10 protein-coding genes and 1 pseudogene are annotated in these 20,582 nt (G+C 68.2%); 6 read left to right on the top strand and 5 right to left on the bottom strand.

From position 1 onward, the window contains the following. Positions 1-17 precede the first annotated feature (17 nt). The 3 genes and pseudogenes from ACZ0AE_RS19930 to ACZ0AE_RS19920 all read right to left on the bottom strand — a co-directional run bounded on the left by ACZ0AE_RS19930 (position 18) and on the right by ACZ0AE_RS19920 (position 3,593). Positions 18-920, bottom strand: a complete 903-nt coding sequence (locus ACZ0AE_RS19930) for a BPSS1780 family membrane protein (RefSeq protein ID WP_038685421.1) — start codon at positions 918-920, stop codon at positions 18-20. Between the two features lie 130 nt (positions 921-1,050). Then, entirely contained in the window at positions 1,051-1,770 is a 720-nt protein-coding gene (locus tag ACZ0AE_RS19925; protein ID WP_038685423.1) for a glutamine amidotransferase, read from the bottom strand. Beyond that, a pseudogene (locus ACZ0AE_RS19920) lies at positions 1,742-3,593 on the bottom strand (GspE/PulE family protein). Before ACZ0AE_RS19920 ends, ACZ0AE_RS19925 begins: the two are co-directional and overlap by 29 nt. Before the next feature lie 116 nt (positions 3,594-3,709). On the opposite strand from ACZ0AE_RS19920, the gene glyQ reads away from it, so the two are divergent. From glyQ to ACZ0AE_RS19890, 6 genes are all read left to right on the top strand, one after another. Further along, entirely contained in the window at positions 3,710-4,621 is a 912-nt protein-coding gene (gene glyQ / locus ACZ0AE_RS19915) for a glycine--tRNA ligase subunit alpha (protein WP_463601981.1), read from the top strand. Continuing rightward, complete coding sequence (gene glyS / locus ACZ0AE_RS19910; RefSeq protein ID WP_463601980.1) at positions 4,618-6,714, top strand: glycine--tRNA ligase subunit beta; 2,097 nt, start codon at positions 4,618-4,620, stop codon at positions 6,712-6,714. The genes glyQ and glyS overlap by 4 nt, the downstream gene beginning before the upstream one ends. Positions 6,715-6,994: 280 nt before the next feature. Beyond that, positions 6,995-8,779, top strand: coding sequence for an autotransporter assembly complex protein TamA (locus ACZ0AE_RS19905; protein WP_185753416.1), 1,785 nt, complete (start codon positions 6,995-6,997; stop codon positions 8,777-8,779). Next, the gene (locus ACZ0AE_RS19900) at positions 8,776-12,621 is read left to right on the top strand and encodes a translocation/assembly module TamB domain-containing protein (protein ID WP_463601979.1); all 3,846 of its coding nucleotides are present in this window, start codon (positions 8,776-8,778) and stop codon (positions 12,619-12,621) included. Before ACZ0AE_RS19905 ends, ACZ0AE_RS19900 begins: the two co-directional genes overlap by 4 nt. A 143-nt stretch (positions 12,622-12,764) precedes the next feature. Next, positions 12,765-14,912, top strand: coding sequence for a S46 family peptidase (locus ACZ0AE_RS19895; protein WP_463601978.1), 2,148 nt, complete (start codon positions 12,765-12,767; stop codon positions 14,910-14,912). Positions 14,913-15,139: 227 nt separating this feature from the next. Next, complete coding sequence (locus ACZ0AE_RS19890; RefSeq protein WP_448134760.1) at positions 15,140-18,589, top strand: hybrid sensor histidine kinase/response regulator; 3,450 nt, start codon at positions 15,140-15,142, stop codon at positions 18,587-18,589. A gap of 25 nt (positions 18,590-18,614) precedes the next feature. Here the strand turns inward: ACZ0AE_RS19890 and ACZ0AE_RS19885 are convergent, their stop codons facing one another. Both ACZ0AE_RS19885 and ACZ0AE_RS19880 read right to left on the bottom strand, forming a co-directional pair. Then, the gene (locus ACZ0AE_RS19885; protein ID WP_038685438.1) at positions 18,615-19,193 is read right to left on the bottom strand and encodes a manganese efflux pump MntP; all 579 of its coding nucleotides are present in this window, start codon (positions 19,191-19,193) and stop codon (positions 18,615-18,617) included. 667 nt (positions 19,194-19,860) lie between these two features. After that, a complete protein-coding gene (locus ACZ0AE_RS19880) occupies positions 19,861-20,526 on the bottom strand; it encodes a response regulator transcription factor (RefSeq protein ID WP_038685440.1) in 666 nt (221 codons plus the stop codon). Positions 20,527-20,582: the final 56 nt, after the last annotated feature.

The raw sequence follows: 20,582 nt of genomic DNA, 5'->3' as shown, positions 1-20,582 counted from the left end.
GGGTTTTTTGTGGTCGATCAGGCGGCGAACACGTTGCCGGGGCCGCCGGGTACCGGCGGCGGGGTGCGACCGCGGTGCGCGAACATCTGCTTCCAGGCGGCGTACACCGCGCCGACGTACAGCGGCATGATCACGGTGGTCATCGACAGCTGCATGACGAACGCGGCCGCTCCCATGCCGCCGAGCAGCAGGGCCACCTGCATCAGCACGAACACCAGGAAGTAGATGCACATCGCCGCGATCAGGCCCAGCACCATGAACACGGCCATGGCCGGGAAGTTCTCGATGCAGCCCTGCAGGCTCATGCGCAGCGCGTGCATGCCGCTCTGACGGTCGAACACCACCAGCGCCGGCTGCGCGAACATGGCCATGCTCAGCGCCACGAAGGTGGCGAAGGCAATGAGGATCCACAGCATGATGCGCTTGACCGGCACGTTGGCCATCAGCGCCAGGGTCTCTTCGTTGCTGAGCTGCTTGCCGGACTGCTGCAGTTCCTGCGCACGGTGCAGCAGGTCGTTGAAGGCACTGAAGCCTTCGCTGCCGATCAACGCAAACAGCAGCGTGCCCAGCGCGATGATGGCGATCAGCTGGATCGCCAGCGGCACCAGCAGGTGGGTGACGCGACGGTCGCGGATGGGCTGCAGCAGGTGGGTCGGCAGGCCGGGACGGCCCTGGTCGATCTCGCTGACGGCCCACAGCATGCCGCCGAACATCAGCGGGCCCACCGCCAGTGACAGCAGCTGCACCATCAGCCCCAGCCAACCCGGCAGCAGCTGGGCCAGCAGCAGGATCAGCGAGGTGGTCAGCATCCACACCACGCCGATCACGGCCAGTTGCATCGGTGCGCGGGCATACAGGGAAAACGCGTCCAGCAGCCATTGGGCGCCGGCCGAGGCGGGCAGCTTGCGAATCTCGCTCATACCATTCCGGAAGCAGGGGGAAGGGGCGCAACCGCCCCGAATCCGTTCGATTATCCCTGTTTTCCGGACGCGCCACCTGAAGGCCGGGCAGCAATGCCGGGACGCTGCGTCGCAGTGCCCGGGACGCGGCTCAGGCGTTGCGGGCCTGGCGCACGAAACGGCGCAGCAGCTGCCGCGCCAACGGCGCCGCGCTGACCCCGCGCGCCACGCTGCGGGCGCAGCCACCGTGGCTGCGGATGCATTCGGCGCGGGCGCGCACGTAGCCGCGCATGTGGTGGGTGGCGAACTCCGGGTGGAACTGCACGCCCCAGGCCTGGCGGCCGAAACGGAAGGCGTGGCAGTTGTCCTGCGCCGAGCGCGCCAGGATCGACGCGCCCTCCGGTGCGCGCAGCACCGTCTGCATGTGGGTGGCGTGGGCCGGGAAGCGCTCGGGCAGCCCGGCGAACAGCGGATCGCTGCTGGCCGACGGGTCCAGGGCCAGCTCGATGGTGCCGGACTCGCGGCCGGCCGGGTTGTAGGCCACCTCGCCGCCCAGGGCGTGCGCCAGCAGCTGGTGGCCGTAGCAGATGCCAAACACCGGGCGGTCGTCGTGGACCACGCCGCGCAGCCACTGTGCGCTGCGCTCGCTCCAGTCGGCGCGGTCGGTGACGTAGGCGGCCGAGCCGGTGACGATCACCCCGGCGAAGTGGCGGTGGTCGGGCAGGGCGCCGCCGTGTTCGACATCCACCACCACCGTTTCGTCGGCGTCCAGCCCGGCCGCCACGCGGATCCAATGCGGAAAACGCCCGTAACGACGCAGCGAGGCGACGGGTTGGCCGGTTTCAAGAATCAGGAACGGGGCGGAATTCATCCGGGGGCGGCAGCACTGACAGGACTTCCTCGATTGTAGTCAGCCCTGCGGCCACCTTTTCAAGTCCCGCGCGGCGCAGGGTTCGCACCCCTTCAGCACGCGCGGCACGGTTGAACGCGGCCAGATCCATGTCCGCGCGGATCAGGCTGCGCAGGCGCGAACCCAATGGCAGCAACTCATACAGCCCCACCCGACCCAGGTAACCGGTGCGCCGGCAGTCGATGCAACCGGCCGGTGCATATGGCGTGGGTGACTCAGGTAATGCTTCATCGGCATCAGCCAGCACCGCCCATTGGGCGGCACTGAGCGGGCGCGGCACCTTGCAGTTGGGGCACAGGGTACGCACCAGGCGCTGGGCCAGGATGCCGTTGAGGGTGGAGGCCAGCAGGTAGTGCGGCACGCCCAGATCGAGCAGGCGGGTGATCGCCGAGGGCGCGTCGTTGGTATGCAGGGTGGACAGCACCAGGTGCCCGGTGAGCGAAGCCTGCACCGCCATCTGTGCCGTTTCCAGGTCGCGGATTTCGCCGATCATGATGATGTCCGGGTCCTGCCGCAGCAGGGTGCGCACGCCGCTGGCGAAATCCAGGTCGATGTTGGTCTGCACCTGCATCTGGTTGAATTCCGGCGCGATCATCTCGATCGGGTCTTCCACCGTGCACACGTTCACGTCCGGGGTGCGCCAGCCGCTTGAGCGTGGAATACAGGGTGGTGGTCTTGCCCGAGCCGGTGGGGCCGGTGACCAGCACGATGCCGTGCGGGCGCTCGACCAGGGCGGTCCAGCCGGCCGCTTCCTGCGGGCTGAAGCCGAGCTGGTCGATGCTCTTGAAGGCCGCATCCGGGTCGAAGATGCGCATCACGCACTTCTCGCCGAACGCGGTGGGCATGGTGGACAGGCGCATTTCGACCTCGCGGCCGCCCGGCGAGCGGGTCTTGATGCGACCGTCCTGCGGGCGCCGACGCTCGGCCAGGTCCATGCGCCCGAGCACCTTGATGCGGCTGACCACGGCGGTCATCACCGCCGGCGGTACTTCGAACACCTTGTGCAGCACCCCGTCGATGCGGAAGCGCATGCGGCCCATGTCGCGGCGCGGCTCCAGGTGGATGTCCGAGGCGCGTTGTTCGTAGGCGTACTGCAGCAGCCAGTCGACGATGTGCACGATGTGCTGGTCGTCGGCGTTGACGTCGCCGGCGCGGCCCAGTTCCACCAGCTGTTCGAAGCTGGGCAGGGTGCCGTTGGTTTCGCCGCGCACGTCGCCGCGTGCGCCGCGCACCGAGCGGGTGACCCCGAAGAACTCCATGGTGTAACGGTGCAGGTCGAGCGGGTTGACCATCGCCAGCTCGATGCGGCGCCGGGTCAGGTGCTGCAGGTCGCGCAGCCATTCCTGCACCAGCGGCTCGCTGGTGGCCACCAGTAGGCGCTCGGCGTCCACCGCCAGCGGCAGGAAGCGGTGGCGGCGTGCGTAGGCATGGGAGACCACGGCGGTCACCGAGGCCACGTCCACCCGGGTCGGGTCGATGCGCAGGTAGCGGCTGCCGGTGCGGGTGGCCAGCCATTCGGTCAGCCGTTCCAGTCCGAGTTCACCGCCACCGGCGGCGGCCAGTTTCAGGTTGGCCAGCAGCACCAGCGGATGGACCTCGCTGGCATTGCGCGCGCCCTGGGCCGAGAACCGGATGCGCTCCAGGTCGACCTCGGCCACCAGGCCATCGGCCACCAGCGCGGCGGCCACCTGGTCGAAGCCGAGCCGACCCGGCGGCAACGGCACTGGCGCGGCCGGCCCCGGGCCTGTGGCAGGGGCGAAAGGTACCGGTGGGCGCTGATCCATCCGCCAAAGTCCTCGAAGCGCGCCAGGCGCGCAGTAATGGGGTGGGCCGTCCGGAAGGCGGCAACGCGGTCGCTGGCTATACTAGCGCACCCCTCCTGCAGGCAAGAATCCGCCGCATGTCCGTCACCACGAACGTTGCCATCACTTTCCAGGGCCTGATCCAGACCCTCAACCAGTATTGGGCGCAGCAGGGCTGCGTGCTGATCCAGCCGCTGGACCTGGAGGTCGGTGCGGGCACCTTCCACCCGGCCACGTTCCTGCGCTCGATCGGTCCGGAAAGCTGGAATGCCGCGTACGTGCAGCCCTCGCGCCGTCCCACCGACGGCCGCTATGGCGAAAACCCGAACCGCCTGCAGCGGTATTACCAGTACCAGGTGGCGATGAAGCCCAGCCCGGACAACATCCAGCAAATGTACCTGGATTCGCTCAAGGCGCTGGGCATCGACCCGCTGGTGCACGACCTGCGCTTTGTCGAGGACAACTGGGAGTCGCCGACGCTGGGCGCCTGGGGCCTGGGCTGGGAAGTGTGGTTGAACGGGATGGAAGTCACCCAGTTCACCTATTTCCAGCAGGCCGGCGGCCTGGAGTGCAAGCCGGTGCTCGGCGAGATCACCTACGGTCTGGAGCGCCTGTGCATGTACCTGCAGAACTGCGACAACGTCTATGACCTGATCTGGACCTACGGTCCGGATGGCACCCCGGTCACCTACGGCGATGTGTACCTGCAGAACGAGATCGAGCAGAGCACCTACAACTTCGAATACGCCGACGTGGAGGAAATGTTCCACCGCTTCGATGCCTGCGAAAAAGAAGCGCAGACGCTGGTCGATGTGGGCCTGCCGCTGCCGGCCTACGAGCAGGTGTGCAAGGCCAGCCATGCGTTCAACCTGCTGGATGCGCGCCGTGCGATCAGCGTGACCGAGCGCCAGCGCTACATCCTGCGCGTGCGCGCGCTGGCCCAGGCGGTGGCCAAGCTGTACGAGGCCAAGCGCCTCGAAGCCGTCGCCGCCAAGGAGGTGCAGGCATGAGCACGATGCTGCCGCTGCTGATTGAACTGGGCACCGAAGAATTGCCGGTGAAGGCGCTGCCGGGCCTGGCCCAGGCTTTCTTTGATGGCGTGGTCGATGGCCTGGCCAAGCGTGGCGTGGCCATCGAACGCGGCGATGCCAAGCCGTTGTCGACCCCGCGCCGCCTGGCCGTGCTGCTGCCCGGCGTGGCCGTTGAACAGCCCGAACAGCACAGCGAAGTGCTGGGCCCGTACCTGAACATCGCGCTGGACGCCGAGGGTCAGCCGACCAAGGCCCTGCAGGGCTTCGCGGCCAAGGCCGGGATCGACTGGAGCGCGCTGGAGCGCACCAGCGACGCCAAGGGCGAACGCTTCGTGCACCGTTCCACCACCCCGGGCGCGCGCACTGCCGCGCTGCTGCCGGAGATCCTGCGCGAGGCCATCGCGGCCATGCCGATCCCCAAGCCGATGCGCTGGGGCAGCCATGCCTATGGCTTCGCGCGTCCGGTGCATTGGCTGGTGCTGCTGCACGGTACCGAGATCATCGAGGCCGAGGTGCTGGGCCTGAAGGCCGACCGCATGAGCCGCGGCCATCGTTTCATGCACGACAAGACCGTGTGGCTGTCCTCGCCGGAGGACTACATCAGTTCGCTGCAGGCCGCCTTCGTGCTGGTGGATGCCGACGTGCGCCGTGCGCGCATCGTCGAGCAGGTCAACGCTGCCGCGGCCGCGGCCGGTGGCCAGGCGCGGATCACCGAGGACAACCTGCAGCAGGTGGTCAACCTGGTGGAATGGCCGGCACCGGTGCTGTGCAGTTTCGAGCGCGAATTCCTGGCGGTGCCGCAGGAAGCGCTGATCGAAACCATGGAGATCAACCAGAAGTTCTTCCCGGTGCTCGATGCCGGCGGCAAGCTGACCGAGAAGTTCATCGGCATCGCCAACATCGAATCCAAGGACGTGAACGAGGTGTCCAAGGGCTACGAGCGGGTGATCCGCCCGCGCTTCTCCGACGCCAAGTTCTTCTTCGACGAAGACCTCAAGCAGGGCCTGGAATCGATGGGTGACGGCCTGAAGACCGTGACCTACCAGGCCAAGCTGGGCAGCGTGGCCGACAAGGTCGGCCGCGTGGTGGCGCTGGCCGGGGTGATCGCCCCGCAGGTGGGCGCCGACCCGGTGCTGGCCAAGCGTGCCGCGCTGCTGGCCAAGAACGACCTGCAGTCGCGCATGGTCAACGAGTTCCCGGAGCTCCAGGGCATCGCCGGCCGGCATTACGCGCTGACCGGCGGCGAGTCGCCCGAGGTTGCGCTGGCCATCGACGAGGCCTACCAGCCCCGCTTCGGCGGCGATGACATCGCGCTGTCGGCGCTGGGCAAGGTGCTGGCCATTGCCGAACGCCTGGACACCCTGGCCGGTGGGTTCGCCGCGGGCCTGAAGCCGACCGGCAACAAGGACCCGTTCGCGCTGCGCCGCAATGCACTGGGGCTGGCCCGTACGATCATCGAGAGCGGGTTCGACCTGGACCTGCGCGCGCTGGTGGACAGCGCCCTGGCCGGCCTGCCGGCCGCCGTGCAGCCCAGTGCCGAGCGCAAGACCGACGCGCTGCCGCAGGAGCTGTACGACTTCATCCTGGACCGCCTGCGTGGCTACTACGCCGACAAGGGCGTGCCGGCCACGCACTTCAACGCGGTGGCCGAGCTGAAGCCGGCGTCGCTGTATGACCTGGACCGTCGCATCGACGCCATCGGCATCTTCGCGGCCCTGCCCGAAGCCGATGCGCTGGCCGCGGCCAACAAGCGTATCCGCAACATCCTGCGCAAGGCCGAGGGCGACATTCCCGGCATGGTCGACCCGGCGCTGCTGGCCGAGCCGGCCGAAAGCGAACTGGCCGAGGCGGTGGAAGCGGCCATCGACGACAGCAACGCCAGCCTGCACCACAAGGACTACGTGAGCGTGCTGAACCGCCTGGCGCGCCTGCGCCCGCAGGTGGATGCGTTCTTCGATGCGGTGATGGTCAATGCCGAGGACCCGGCGCTGCGCGGCAACCGCCTGGCGCTGCTCAAGCGCTTGGGCGACCGCCTGGGCAGCGTGGCGGCGATCGAGCACCTGTCCAGCTGAGGCGTGGCGGGCAGCCCTGCCCGCCGGTGGTAATGCAGAAGGCGCGACGGCCCCGGCCGCTCGCGCCTTCTGCGTTTCAGGCCTGTCATGAGCGCGGGTGTCGGCCGCGTGGGCGGTGCCGCACGCGCGTGCGGACGGATCTGTCCGGCGAGGTGTCGGCATCGATCCGCTTGAAAACGACGTAGCCGATGTTCTGCGCGATTTTAACGGGGCCTTCACCGTCATTCTGAAACAGCCCCGCCGATTTCGCATGCTCGCAATGGCCCGTTATGCTGTCCCCATGCAGCCAAAGAATTACGCCCTTCCCCTGATGTTCCTGTCGCTGGTCACCGCCTCGGTGGCACACGCCCGCGGAACCATCGACAAGGTGGAAATCAAAGGACTGGACAAGGGCGACGACGCCGAGATGATCGAGAACATCGAGGTCTCGCTGTCGCTGTACGACACCATCGGCAAGCCCCAGGGCGAGTCGCGGCTGGAGTATCTGTTGTCCCAGGCCGAGCGCCAGACCCGGGAAGCACTGGAGCCGTTCGGCTACTACAACCCGGTGATCAAGGTGGACAGCCCGCGCGAGGGCGAGAATCTGCGGGTGGTGATCCAGGTCGACAAGGGCCCGCCGACGCTGGTGCGGCGCGAGCACATCGACATCACCGGCCCGGCGCAGCTGGACCAGTACCTCCAGGAAGACCTGGAGAAGTTCAAGCCGCGCAAGGGCCAGCGTTTCGAGCATACCCAGTACGAAGCCAGCAAGATCACCGTGACCCGGCGCCTGGCCGAGCGCGGCTATTTCGATGCCGACTACACCCAGCGCCAGGTGCAGGTTACCCGTGCCGACAATGCCGCCGACATCGACCTGACCTGGGACAGCGGCCGCCGTTACAACATGGGCGATATCCGCTTCCACCAGGACTATTTCGTCGACAAGCTGTTCGACCCGCTGGTGTACTGGGAAAAGGGCAGCTATTTCCACGAAGGCAAGCTGGACCGCCTGCGCGAGTCGCTGACCAAGCTGGACTACTTCAGCGTGATCGACATCCAGCCCCGCCCGGACCAGGCCGATGCCAACGGCGACGTGCCGGTGGACGTCAACCTGACCCGGGCCAAGCGGTCGATCTACACCGCCGGCCTGAGCTACGGCAGCGAGAGTGGCGCCGGTGTGCGCGGCGGTCTGGAACGGCGGTTCCTGAACAACCGCGGCCACAAAATGAACACCCAGCTGGACTATGCGCAGAAGCGCAAGAGTCTGGTCACCAGCTACCGCATTCCGGCCTTCGCCTGGCTGGATGGCTGGTACGCCTTCACCGCCAGTGCCTACGATGAGCAGACCGATTACATCGACCTGCGCAACTTCAAGCTGTCGGCCAGCCGCAGCGGTGAAATCAACGAGCACTGGACGGCGATCGCCTCGATCAACGCGCTGCGCGAGCGTTGGCGCTACGCGTCGGGCACCGAGTTCAACGATGCGCTCTACACCACCTCGACCCTGGTCTACCCGCAGCTGGTGGCCGACTACGTCAACGTGGACGACGAGCTGTTCCCGCGCCGCGGCATCAGTGGCAGCGCGACGCTCCGCGGTGGCGTGGAAGGCGTGGGCTCGGACACCAGCTTCGTGCAGGCCAACATGGTGCTGCGCTGGTACGTGCCGATCGGCGACAGCGACCGCCTGATCCTGCGCGGCGAAGGCGGCACCACCTGGACCAGTGACCTGGTGGCGATGCCGCCCAGCCTGCGCTTCTTCGCCGGTGGCGATCGCAGCATCCGCGGTTACGCGTTCCGCGAAGTCGGGCCGCGCACGCCGGCGCCGGACAAGTTCGCACTGGGCGCCAAGAACCTGGTGGTCGGCTCGGCCGAGTATGAGCATTACTTCAAGGGCGGCCCGTGGGGCGCGGCGGTATTCGTCGACACCGGCAGCGCGTTCGACAACACCATCGACCTGCACACCGGCGTGGGCTTTGGCGTGCGCTGGAAATCGCCAGTGGGCCCGGTGCGCGTGGATATCGCGCACGGCCTGAACGACCCGGATTCGCAGTTCCAGCTGTACCTGAACATCGGAGCGGACCTGTGAGCACGCCGACCCCGTCCGCACCCGCCACGCCGCCGCCGCCGCGCGTGCGCTTCTACCGCAAGCGCCGCTTCTGGGCGTGGTCCGGCTTCACCGTGCTGGGCCTGGTGCTGCTGGCGCTGCTGCTGGTGTACTGGCTGCTGCAGACCGTGGCCGGTCGCGACGTGCTGCTGGCCCAGGTGGTGGCGCGGCTGCCGGTGGGCGCCACGCTGACCTGGAGCAAGGTCGATGGCCCGGTCGCCGGGCCCCTGGTGCTGCATGACCTGGATTTCCGTTACGACGATATCCACTTCACCGCCGAGCGCGCCTACCTCGATCCGGACATCCGCCCGCTGCTGGGGCGCAAGCTGCAGCTGGACGCGCTGCAGCTCAAGAACGCCTCGCTGAACCTGGCCAAGAGCGATGAGCCGTTCGAACTGCCGTCCTGGCCGGACTCGCTGCCGCAGATTGAAATGCCGCTGGCGATCCAGGCCGACACCATCATCATCGATGGCTTCCGCATCACCCAGGCGCAGCAGCCGCTGATCGACATCGCCACGCTGCGCGGCGGGGTGGAAATCGCCAATGGCGAATTCCGCGCCAGCCAGCTCAAGATCGACAGCGACCTGGGCTACTTCCGCGTGGACGGGCGTTACCTGCCACGCAGCGACTACGACACCGACATCACCATCGGTGCGCGCCTGCCGGCGCCGCTGGGGCGCACGCCCGCGCGGCTGGGCCTGGTGGCACGCGGCGACCTGGGCCATATGGAAGTGGCCGTAGCCGGCAACGCGCCGGCGCCGCTGCAGGCCAGCGTGGTGTTCGACGGCCGCAGCGACCCGGTCTGGACGGCCAGCGCACGCACCCGTGAGTTGGATCTGTCGCTGTTGGTACCGGGCATGGATGCCAGCGCCAGCACGCCGATGGCGCTGGATTTCAAGGCCGACGGCAAGGGCGGCCAGGCCAACCTGCAGGGCAGCTTCAAGCAGGGCGACATCGCGGTGGAACTGGCACCGTCCAAGGTAGGCCTGGCCGACCAGGTGCTGACCGTGGCGCCGCTGCAGGTGAAGGCCTTCGGTGGCCAGGCACGCCTGCAGGGCAAGGCAGATTTCACCGACAAGGAAAACGCCAGCCTGCGCTTCTCGATCGTGGCCAACGACCTGACCTTCGTGCCGGCCGCCGACACCACCACCGCCGGCGCCGCCGCGCCGGTGCCGGTGACGCTGAAAGAGGCGCGGATGGGCCTGGCCGGCACGCTCAAGAACTGGGCGGCGGTGGGCAATGCCTCGGTGGAGCGCGAAAAACAGACCGCCGACCTGACCTTCGATGTGCGCGGCAACGACCAGGCGGCGTCGATCAAGCAGTTGCTGGCCAGTACCCCGGGCGGGTCGCTGGACGTCACCGGCCAAGTGGCGTGGGCACCGCAGCTGGACTGGGACGTGGCCGCCAAGCTGGCCGGGTTCGACCCGGGCTATTTCGCACCGGGCTGGGACGGCAAGCTGTCCGGCGCATTGGCCTCCAAGGGCCGACAGTTGCCGCCACCGGCTGGCAGCCCGGCCGGTACCGCCGGCGCGTACGAAGCCACCGTGGACGTGCCCGGGATCAAGGGCATGCTGCGCAAGCGCACGGTGGATGCACAGGGCAAGTTCGCGCTGCGCGGTGAGCAGGGCGAGGGCAACGTGAAACTGGCGGTGGGCAACAGCCGCCTGACGGCCAAGGGCTCGGTGGGCGACCGGCTGGATATCGACGCGCAGCTGGAGCCGGTGAACCTGGACGACCTGCTGCCGGGCAGCACCGGCAGCCTGCGCGGCCACGTGCTGGTGAAGGGGCCGCGTACCGCGCCGGACATCAGCGCCGACCTGGTGGGCAACGGCCTGCGCTGGAATGACTGGAGCGCCGAGGCGATCAGCATCAAGGGTCGCCTGCCGTGGCAGGGCGACAGCGGCACGCTGGCGGTGCAGGGCCGCAAGGTGCAGGTGGGCATGCTGCTGGATACGCTCAACGTGGATGCGCGCGGCAGCCTGTCCAACCTGCGCCTGGATGCGCAGACCAGGAACGAACTGGGCGCGGTCGCCCTGAGCGGTGGCGTGCGCCAGCAGGGCCAGGCCTGGCGCGGCGACCTCACCGCCCTGCGCATCGCGCCGGTGAAGGGCGATGCGTGGAGCCTGCGTGCGCCGGCCACCTTCGGCGTGCAGGGCAGCAACTTCACCCTAAGCGATGCCTGCCTGGGCGCGGCCACCGGCGGCGCGTTGTGCGCCAGCGCCAACTGGCCGCGCGAAGGCCTGCTGGTGCGGGGCGATGCACTGCCGCTGGCGTTGGTGCAGCCGTGGTTGCCGCCGCAATCGGGGCGGCGCATGTACCTGCGTGGCGAACTGACCCTGGACGGCCGCATCCGTCCGCGTGGCAATGCCTTTGAAGGCAACTTCAAGGTGGCCTCGATGGAGGGCGGCATCCGCCTGGGCGACAACGCACGCGGCGAGCTGGTGCGCTACGACCACTTCTCCGCCGACGTGGAAATGACCCAGGCGCAGATCAACGCCAAGCTCGGCGTCGGCTTCCAGGGCGACGGCTTCGTCGATGCCAAGGTGCAGACCGGGTGGGATGCCAATGCGCCGCTCACCGGCGAGCTGTACATGAACATTGCGCGGCTGTATTGGCTGGAGCTGTTCTCGCCGGACATCGTGCGCCCGACCGGGCTGATCGAAGGCCACGTCAGCCTGCGTGGCACGCGCGGCACGCCGTCGCTGGGCGGCGAGGCCACGCTGAGCAAGTTCAAGGGCGAGTTCCCGGCGCTGGGCCTGACCTTCGATGAAGGCAAGGGCAGCTTCACCGCACAGCCCGACGGCTCGGCCAAGATCGCCGCGCAGGCCAATTCGGGCCAGGGCACGCTGTTCGTCGATGGCGGGCTGTCCTGGTTCGGCGATGCGCAGCCGTTGCAGCTGCACATCCACGGCGAGAACGTGCTGCTGGCCAATACCCCCGAACTGCGCGTGATCGCCAACCCGAATCTTGATTTCACCCTGGCCGGCACCGCCATGCAGCTGCGGGGCAGCGTGCATGTGCCCGAGGCCGATCTCGACCTGGAACGCCTGGACCGCGGTACCTCCGTGTCCGAGGACGTGGTGGTGCTGGACCCGGTGGATCCGGAAGAAACCCCGACCTCGCCGCTGGACATGGACCTCACCGTCAGCCTGGGCGACAAGGTCAAGATGAGCGGCTTCGGCCTGAAGGGCGCGCTGGGCGGCAAGATGCAGGTGTGGTCGCGCCCGGGCCGGGAGATGACGGCCAACGGCGGGCTGGAAGTCAGCGGGCGCTACAAGGCCTATGGCCAGGACCTGACCATCACCCGCGGCAACCTCAGCTGGAACTACAACGCGGTGGCCGATCCGCGCATCAACATCCGCGCCGAACGCACCATCGGCGACGTGGTGGCCGGTATCGATGTCAGCGGCCGTGCGCAGTCGCCGCGGGTGGATGTGTGGTCGACCCCGGCGATGTCGCAGTCCGAGGCGCTGGCCTACCTGGTGCTGGGACGCAGCCTGACCGGCGCCAGCAGCGACCAGGCCCAGCAGGTGAACGCGGCCTCGGCGGCGATCTCGGCCGGCAGCGGCCTGCTGGCCTCGCAGCTGGGCGCCAAGCTCGGCCTGGACGATGCCGGGGTGAGCCAGTCGCGCGCGCTGGGCGGCTCGGTGATCGGCGTGGGCAAGTACATCTCGCCCAAGCTGTATGTGGGCTACGGCGTGTCGCTGGTCGGCAGCGGCTCGGTGCTGACCCTGAAATACCTGCTGCGGCGTGGCTTCGACGTGGAAGTGGAATCGAGCACGGTGGAAAACCGGGGGTCGTTGAACTGGCGAAAAGAAAAGTAGATCACGACCGTTGGTCGTGATGCCGGTGCTTGCCCACCATCGACCGTTGGTCGTGATGCCGGTGCCTGCCCAACCATCGGCCGTTGCCCCTGCCGGGCGCAGCGGCTATGGTCCCGGGCTGTTCTGACGTACCGGAAGTGCCCATGTCGCCACGTAAACCCCTGACCGCCGCCCTGGCCCTTGGCCTGACCCTCGCCGCCGGCGCCCACGCCGATGAAGGCATGTGGATGCCGACCCAGCTGCCGGACCTGGCCAAGCCGCTGAAGGCGGCCGGCTTCAAGGGCAACCCGGCCGACCTGGCCAACGTCACCGCGCCGCCGCTGAGCGCGGTGGTGCGTGCCGGTGGCGGTACCGGTTCGTTCGTGTCCGCCGACGGCCTGCTGCTCACCAACCACCACGTGGCGATGGGCGTGATCCAGTACAACAGCTCGCCCGAGCACAACCTGATCGACAACGGCTTCATCGCCCAGGGCCGCAGCGACGAACGCGCGGCCAACCCGGACTTCCGCGTGCTGGTCACCACCGGTTTCGACAAGGTCACCGACGAGGTGCTGCGCGACGCGCGCGGCAAGACCGGGCGCGCCTATTTCGATGCGGTCGACCGTGCCAGCAAGCAGCTGGTGGCCGACTGCGAGAAGGAAGGCAACGTGCGCTGCAGCGTGGCCGACATGTACTACGGCACCGACTTCTACCGCATCCGCCAGCTGGAGCTGAGCGACGTGCGGCTGGTGTACGCGCCGCCGCGTGCGATCGGCAACTACGGCGATGAGATCGACAACTTCATGTGGCCGCGCCACACCGGCGACTTCACCCTGCTGCGTGCCTATGTGGGCAAGGACGGCAAGCCGGCCCCGTACAGCCCGGACAACGTGCCCTACCAGCCGCCGGCGCACCTGAAGATGGCCATCGATGGGCCGAAGACGGGCGATTACGCGATGCTGGCCGGCTACCCGGGCATCACCTACCGGCACCGTACCGCCGCCGAGTTCGCCAGCCAGATCGACGCGGTGCTGCCGCGCCGGGTGGCGGTGTTCCAGCAGATGATCGACACCATCGAAGCGGCCACCGCCAAGGATGCGCAGGCGCGTACCCGCTACGCCTCGCAGCTGCAGTCGCTGAAGAACAACCGCAAGCGCGCCGCCGGCGAGCTGGAAGGCCTGCTGCGCAGCGATGCCAAGGCCCAGCGCGCCAGCGATGAAGGCGCGATGCTGAAGGCTACCGACGCCCAATTCCAGGGCGACATCCAGGCGCTGCTGGGCTCGTTGTCGCAGGGCGCGTCGGTGGGTGAACGCGACCTGTTGCTGGACCTGCTGTCGGCGCAGAGCCAGCTGCTGCGGTCGGCGCTGACCCTGGAACGCCTGCGCATTGAATCGGCCAAGCCCGATGCCGAGCGCGAAAGCGGCTACCAGCAGCGCGACCTGGCGCTGATCGAAGGCACCTTGAAGCAGGTGCAGCGTCGCTATTCGCCCGAGGTGGAAAAGGCGCTGCTGACCACGCTGCTGACCCGCTACCAGCAGCTGCCCGAGGCACAGCGTGTGCCCGAGTTCGACGCGGCCTTCGGGCGCAACCCGGCGGCGCTGGCCAAGGCGCTGGGCGGCCTGTATGCCAGCACCACGCTGGGTGAGGAAGCCCAGCGCCTGTCGCGGTTTGCCGCGGCAAAGGACGGCAAGCCGCTGCCGCGCGACCCGCTGATCGACCTGGCCGGCCCGCTGGTGGCCGCGCAGCTGCGCCTGGACGACCAGAGCAAGGCCCGCGCCGGTGAACAGCTACGCCTGCGCCCGGCCTATATGCAGGCGCTGTTTGCCTGGCGCGCGAAGCAGGGGCGCGCGGTGTACCCCGATGCCAACCGCACGCTGCGCATCAGCTACGGCAAGGTGGAAGCGCTGTCGCCGCGCGATGCGGTGCATTTCGACCCGGTGACCACCGTGGCCGGGATCGTGGAAAAGAACACCAACGCCTATCCGTTCGACGCGCCCAAGCCGCTGCTGGCCGCGATCGCCAAGGGCGACTTCGGCTCCACCGCCGACCCGGTGCTGAAGACCCAGACGGTCAACTTCCTGACCAACCTGGACACCACCGGCGGCAACTCCGGCTCGCCGGTGCTCAACGCCAAGGGCGAGCTGATCGGGCTGAACTTCGACAGCAACTGGGAATCGGTGAGCGCCAGCTGGTGGTTCGACCCGCGCTACAAGCGCGCCGTGCACGTGGACATGCGCTACCTGCGCTGGTTGCTGGCCAAGGTGTACCCGGCGCCCGAGCTGCTGAAGGAAATGGGCGTTCCGGCGGAATGAGCCGGGGCGGGTCACGACCAACGGTCGTGACCTACCGGTTGGGTGGGGCGTGAACGGTCCGGTGGGGCGATGGGCGTCACCGCCCCGGTAGGTGCCCACCGGTGGTGGGCACGGTGCCGGCAATCACGGCCAACCGTTGTGGTCGGCCGGCCGATTGGGCGGTGGCGATGTTTCCATCACGACCAACGGTCGTGATCTACTGCTGTTTACCCTGACGGAATCACCTCGTGGTCTCCAGCTGGATCCTGCTGTTGGTATCGGTGGCCTATGCCGCGCTGTTGTTCGGCGTGGCGTGGTGGGGCGACCGTCGCCCGATGTACCCCGACCGGCCGTGGCTGCGGCCGGTGGTCTACAGCCTGGCGCTGGCGGTGTACTGCTCGTCGTGGACCTTCTACGGGGCGGTGGGCACGGCGGTGCGCAACGGCATCGGTTACCTGCCGATCTACCTGGGGCCGCTGCTGCTGTGGCTGTTCGGCTGGCGCATCATCGAGCGTCTGGCGCTGATCGCGCGCAGCCAGAATGTGGTGTCCATCGCCGACTTCATCTCCTCGCGGTTCGGGCGCTCGCGGCGGCTGGCCGCGCTGGTGGCGGTGATCGCGCTGATCGGCATCGTGCCGTACCTGGCGCTGCAGTACAAAGCGGTGGCGATGAGCCTGCAGGTGCTCACCGGCAATGTCGGGCCCACCGGTTTCTTCACTGATCCGGCGCTGTATGTGGCGCTGCTGATGGCGCTGTTTGCCACCCTGTTCGGTACCCGCCAGGTGGATGCCACCGAGCATCACCACGGCATGATGCTGGCCATCGCGCTGGAGTCGCTGATCAAGCTGATCGCGATGGTGGCGCTGGGCCTGTTCGCCTACCTGTGGCTCAACGACCGTACCGACGCGGTGCTGGAGTCGGCGCATACGCTGTTTGCCGGGTTGCCGCCGGTCGGGTTCATCTCGCAGACCCTGCTCAGTTTCCTGGCCATCATCTGCCTGCCGCGCCAGTTCCACGTGGCGGTGGTGGAGTGCGGCGACGTGCGTGACATCCGCCGCGCGCGCTGGATGTTCGGTGCGTACCTGGTGATCATCTCGGCGATGGTGATCCCGATCGCCACCGCCGGCGTGACCCTGTTCGGCACCGGCGGCAGCGTCGCCGACGACAGCATGGTGCTGGCCCTGCCGCTGGCCGAAGGCCGCAAGTTCCTGGCGTTGGTGGCCTACGTGGGCGGCTTCTCGGCGGCGACCGGCATGGTCATCGTGGCCTCGATCGCGCTGGCCACCATGGTCAGCAACGACCTGGTGATGCCGGTGCTGCTGCGCCGCAGTGGCGACCACCAGGAAGCGGCCGACGTGGCCTCGCGGGTGCTGTGGATCCGGCGCACCGCGATCCTGCTGCTGGCGCTGGCCGCCTACAGCTACTACCGCGGCAGCAGCAATGACAGCACGCTGGCCTCGTATGGGTTGATGGCGTTCGCGGCGGTGGCGCAGTTCGCGCCCGGGCTGATCGGCGGCCTGTACTGGCGCGGCGCCAGCCGACGGGGCGTGGAAGTGGGCATGCTGCTCGGCTTCGCCACCTGGGTGTACACGCTGCTGCTGCCGGCGCTGACGCATGCCGGCTGGATGGACGCGACGTGGCTGGTGCAGGGGCCGTTCGGCATCGACTGGTTGCGGCCGCAGCGCCTGTTCGGCATGAGCGGCTGGGACCCGCTGACCCACGGCACGTTCTGGTCGTTGCTGGTCAATGCCGCAGCGATGCTGCTGGTATCGGTGCGCTGGCGCCCGGGCGTGGACGAACGCCTGCGCGCGGCGCCGTTCCTGGACCCGTATGCGCAGCGGCCGTCGGTGGCCGGGGCGTGGCCGGGCCATGTGCACGTTGAAGACCTGCTGGCCCTGGCCTCGCGGGTGGTCGGCGACCGCCATGCGCGGCGCTCGTTCTTCGAGCAGGCCCAGTCGATGGGCCGCGAGCTGCAGGCGTCCGCGCCGGCGGACCGGGCCTGGGTGCAGTTCACCGAGCGCCTGCTGGCCGCCTCGATCGGCGCGGCCTCGGCGCGCCTGCTGCTGACCAGCCTGCTGCGCGGCTCGGGCATGGACCTGGGCGAAGTGGTGGCGGTGCTGGACGAAGCCGGCCAGGAGCTGCGCTTCAACCGCGAGATTCTGTCCACCACGCTGGAGAACATCAGCGCCGGGGTCAGCGTGGTCGACCCGGACATGCGCCTGACCGCGTGGAACCGACGCTACCAGCAGATGTTCGGCTACCCCGACGGCATGCTCTACGTGGGCCGCCCGGTGGCCGACCTGATCCGCTACAACGCCGAACGCGGTGAGCTGGGCGAGGGCGACATCGACGTGCAGATCAACCGCCGCATCGGCTACATGCGGGCCGGTTCGCCGCACATCTTCGAGCGCACCCGCAGCGACGGCAAGGTCATCGAAATGCGTGGCCAGGCACTGCCCGGCGGCGGCTATGTCACCAGCTACAACGACATCACCGATTACAAGCACGCCGAAAAAGCGCTGCTGGAAGCCAACGAAACCCTGGAACAGCGCGTGGCCGAGCGCTCGCACGAGGCCGAGGTGGCGCAGCAGTCCAAGACGCGCTTCCTGGCGGCGATCAGCCACGACGTGCTGCAGCCGTTGAACGCGGCGCGGCTGTTCGCTTCGGCGCTGCGCGAGAGCCACCACAACAACGAAGAGCAGCGCCACCTGGCCGAGCGCGTGGATGCCTCGCTGCGCGCGGCCGAGGAGCTGCTGGACGGCCTGCTGGACGTGTCGCGGCTGGATGCGGGCGGGCTGCACCCGGTGATCGGCGATTTCGACGTGAGCCTGTTGATGCGCGAGCTGGCCGCGCAGTACTCGCCGGTGGCGGCAGGGCGCGGGTTGCGCCTGGACCTGTTCGCGCGCCCGGCCTGGATCCGCAGCGACCGCCGGCTGTTGCGCCGGGTGCTGCAGAACTTCCTGGCCAACGCGTTGCGCTACACCCGGCAGGGCCGGATCGTGCTGGCGGTGCGCCACCGTGGCAACGAGGTGGAGCTGCAGGTCTGGGATACCGGGCCGGGCATTCCCGAGCACCACATGCAGCAGATCTTCGACGAGTTCCACCGCTACCAGCAGCCCTTCGACTGGGGCGAGCAGGGCTTGGGGCTGGGGCTGTCGATCTGCCAGCGCATCTCGCGCCTGCTCGACCACCGGCTCAACGCACGCAGCCGGGTGGGCAGCGGCAGCATGTTCTCGATCATGCTGCCGCGGGTGGACGCGCCGGTGCTGCCGCAGTCGGCCCTGGCATCGCCGACGCCCACCCCGACCCGGACCGATTCACTGGCCGGCATGCGGGTGCTGTGCGTGGACAACGACCAGGAAATCCTGGACGGCATGCGCGCGCTGCTCGGACGCTGGGGCGTGGAGGTGATCACCGCCAGCACGGTGGACCAGGCGCTGGAGAAAGTGGACCTGCACCCGGACGTGATGCTGGTGGATTACCACCTGCACGACCGGCTGGACGGCCTGGATACGCTGGTGGCACTGCGCGACAAGGCCGGGCGCGCGATTCCGGGGGCGTTGCTGACCGCCGACGGGCGCGATGAGCTGAAGCGGATGGCGCGCGAGCGCGGCTACCGGTTGCTGACCAAGCCGATCAAGCCGGCCTCGTTGCGTGCCTTCCTGGCCGCCTTCCACGCGCCGCGCGGCGACATGTAGCCGCGCGGCGGTGGGGCAGGGCGCATCAGCCCATGGCGCCGCTGAGATGTTCGTACAGGATCGTCGAGCCGATGATGATCAGGATGATGCCGCCGATGATCTCGGCGCGCTTGCCGACCATGTTGCCCAGCACGCGGCCGAGCATGACCCCGGCGGTGACCATGGTGAAGGTGCACAGACCGATCACCAGCGCCATCACGCCGATGTGGACATCCAGGAAGGCCAGGCCGATACCGACCGCCATCGCATCGATGCTGGTGGCAAAGCCGGTGACGGCCAGGCGCCAGAAACCATGGTGCTTGCTGGTGTCTTCGTCCTCGGCACTGTCATCGGGCCGGATGCCGTTGATGATCATGTGCACGCCCAGCGCACCGAGCAGGCCGAACGCGATCCAGTGGTCGAACGCTTCGACGTACTGCAGGGCGGCGCGGCCCAGCAACCAGCCGATCACCGGGGTGATGGCTTCGATGACGCCGAAGATGAGGCCGGCGCGCAGCGCATCGGGGAAGCGTGGCTTGCGCATGGCCGCGCCTTTGCCGATCGCCGCGGCGAAGGCATCGGTGGACATGGCAAAGCCGATCAGCAGGATCGAAAGGGGAGACATTGGGGTACACGGCAGGTCGGGCGATTGCGAGCAACGGACCGCGAACGCGCCCAACCTGTCGTTGCGCACGCGGACCGCTGGTCTCGCCAACCACGATGGCTACCCGCACCACGGCGCACTGGCCGAGTATGTTGATGCGGGCGATTCCTGCAGCAGGAATCCGGCTACTCCCCAAGGGGACGCGAAGCTTAGCACCGGGCTCACCGGATCGATCATTTACCGGCAATTGCGCAGGCAACGCTGGCTTTCATAGCCCCGGCTATAAGCCGGGGCGGGTAGAGCCGACCGTTGGTCGGCTGCCCTTGTCCGCCCACCACGCAATTTCCCCACCGTTCGCACAGCACCGCCACGCAGCGGCCGCATGAACCCACCACCAACCTGCCTGGATGCCGGTAGGGTCGCGCCCCAGCCGACTGCCGATACACGTGCAGCGTTCGGGAACGGCATGACCTTCAACGAAGCAGAGGCCACAGCCGGCGCCGTTCAAACGTCATGCCGATATCGAACGCGGGAGCCGCACCGGCAGTCGGCTGGGGCGCGACCCTACCGGCTGGACATCACGCACACCGCGTCGTCGCAACGCGGAAATGCAACCGGCCGCCCCTGCATGCTCCCTTGACGGGTAGAGCCGACCGTTGGTCGGCTGCTCCTGACGCAACCGCCGCCCTCAATCCTCTTCCGGCGGCAACACGATCTGTTCGTCGTCGATGGCCAGCTTGCCGGCCATCAGCACGGCCTGGGTGCGGTTGGTCACGCCCAGCTTGCGCAGGATCGCGGTGACGTGAGCCTTGATCGTCGCCTCGGACACGTTGAGGTCGTAGGCGATCTGCTTGTTGAGCCGGCCGGCGCCCAGCATCTGCAGCACTCGGAACTGCTGCGGGGTGAGTTCGCGCAGGCGCTGGCCGATTTCGCGTTCCTCGCGCCCGGTCGGCGGCACGTTGTGTGCTTCCGGTGGGGCCCAGGTTTCACCATCGAGGATGGTGCCCAGCGCATGGCCGATGGTGTCCGAATCGGCGGATTTGGGAATGAACCCGAATGCGCCATGGTCCAGCGCACGCCGCATCACGGTGGGTTCTTCGCGCGCGGACACCACCACCACCGGCAGCTGCGGGTGCAGGGCGCGCATGTGCACCAGCGCGTTGAAGCCCTGCGCACCGGGCATGTTGAGGTCCATCAGGACCAGGTCGGCGTCGGTGTGCTGGTCGGCCAGCTGGTACAGCGCTTCCACGCTGTCGGCTTCAAACAGCTGCACGCCGGGAATGACGCGTTGCACGGCCCCGCGAAGGGCTTCGCGGAACAGCGGGTGGTCGTCGGCAATCAGAAGGGTTGTCATGGTGGGGGCCATGTTGCGAAAGGGGTAACACGACGTAACGGAACGAGTGCATCGAG

It is taken from the genome of Stenotrophomonas sp. AC248, assembly GCF_979258185.1.
The sequence above is the reverse complement of the archived record's forward strand: the minus strand, read 5'-3'. Positions and strand labels throughout refer to the sequence as shown.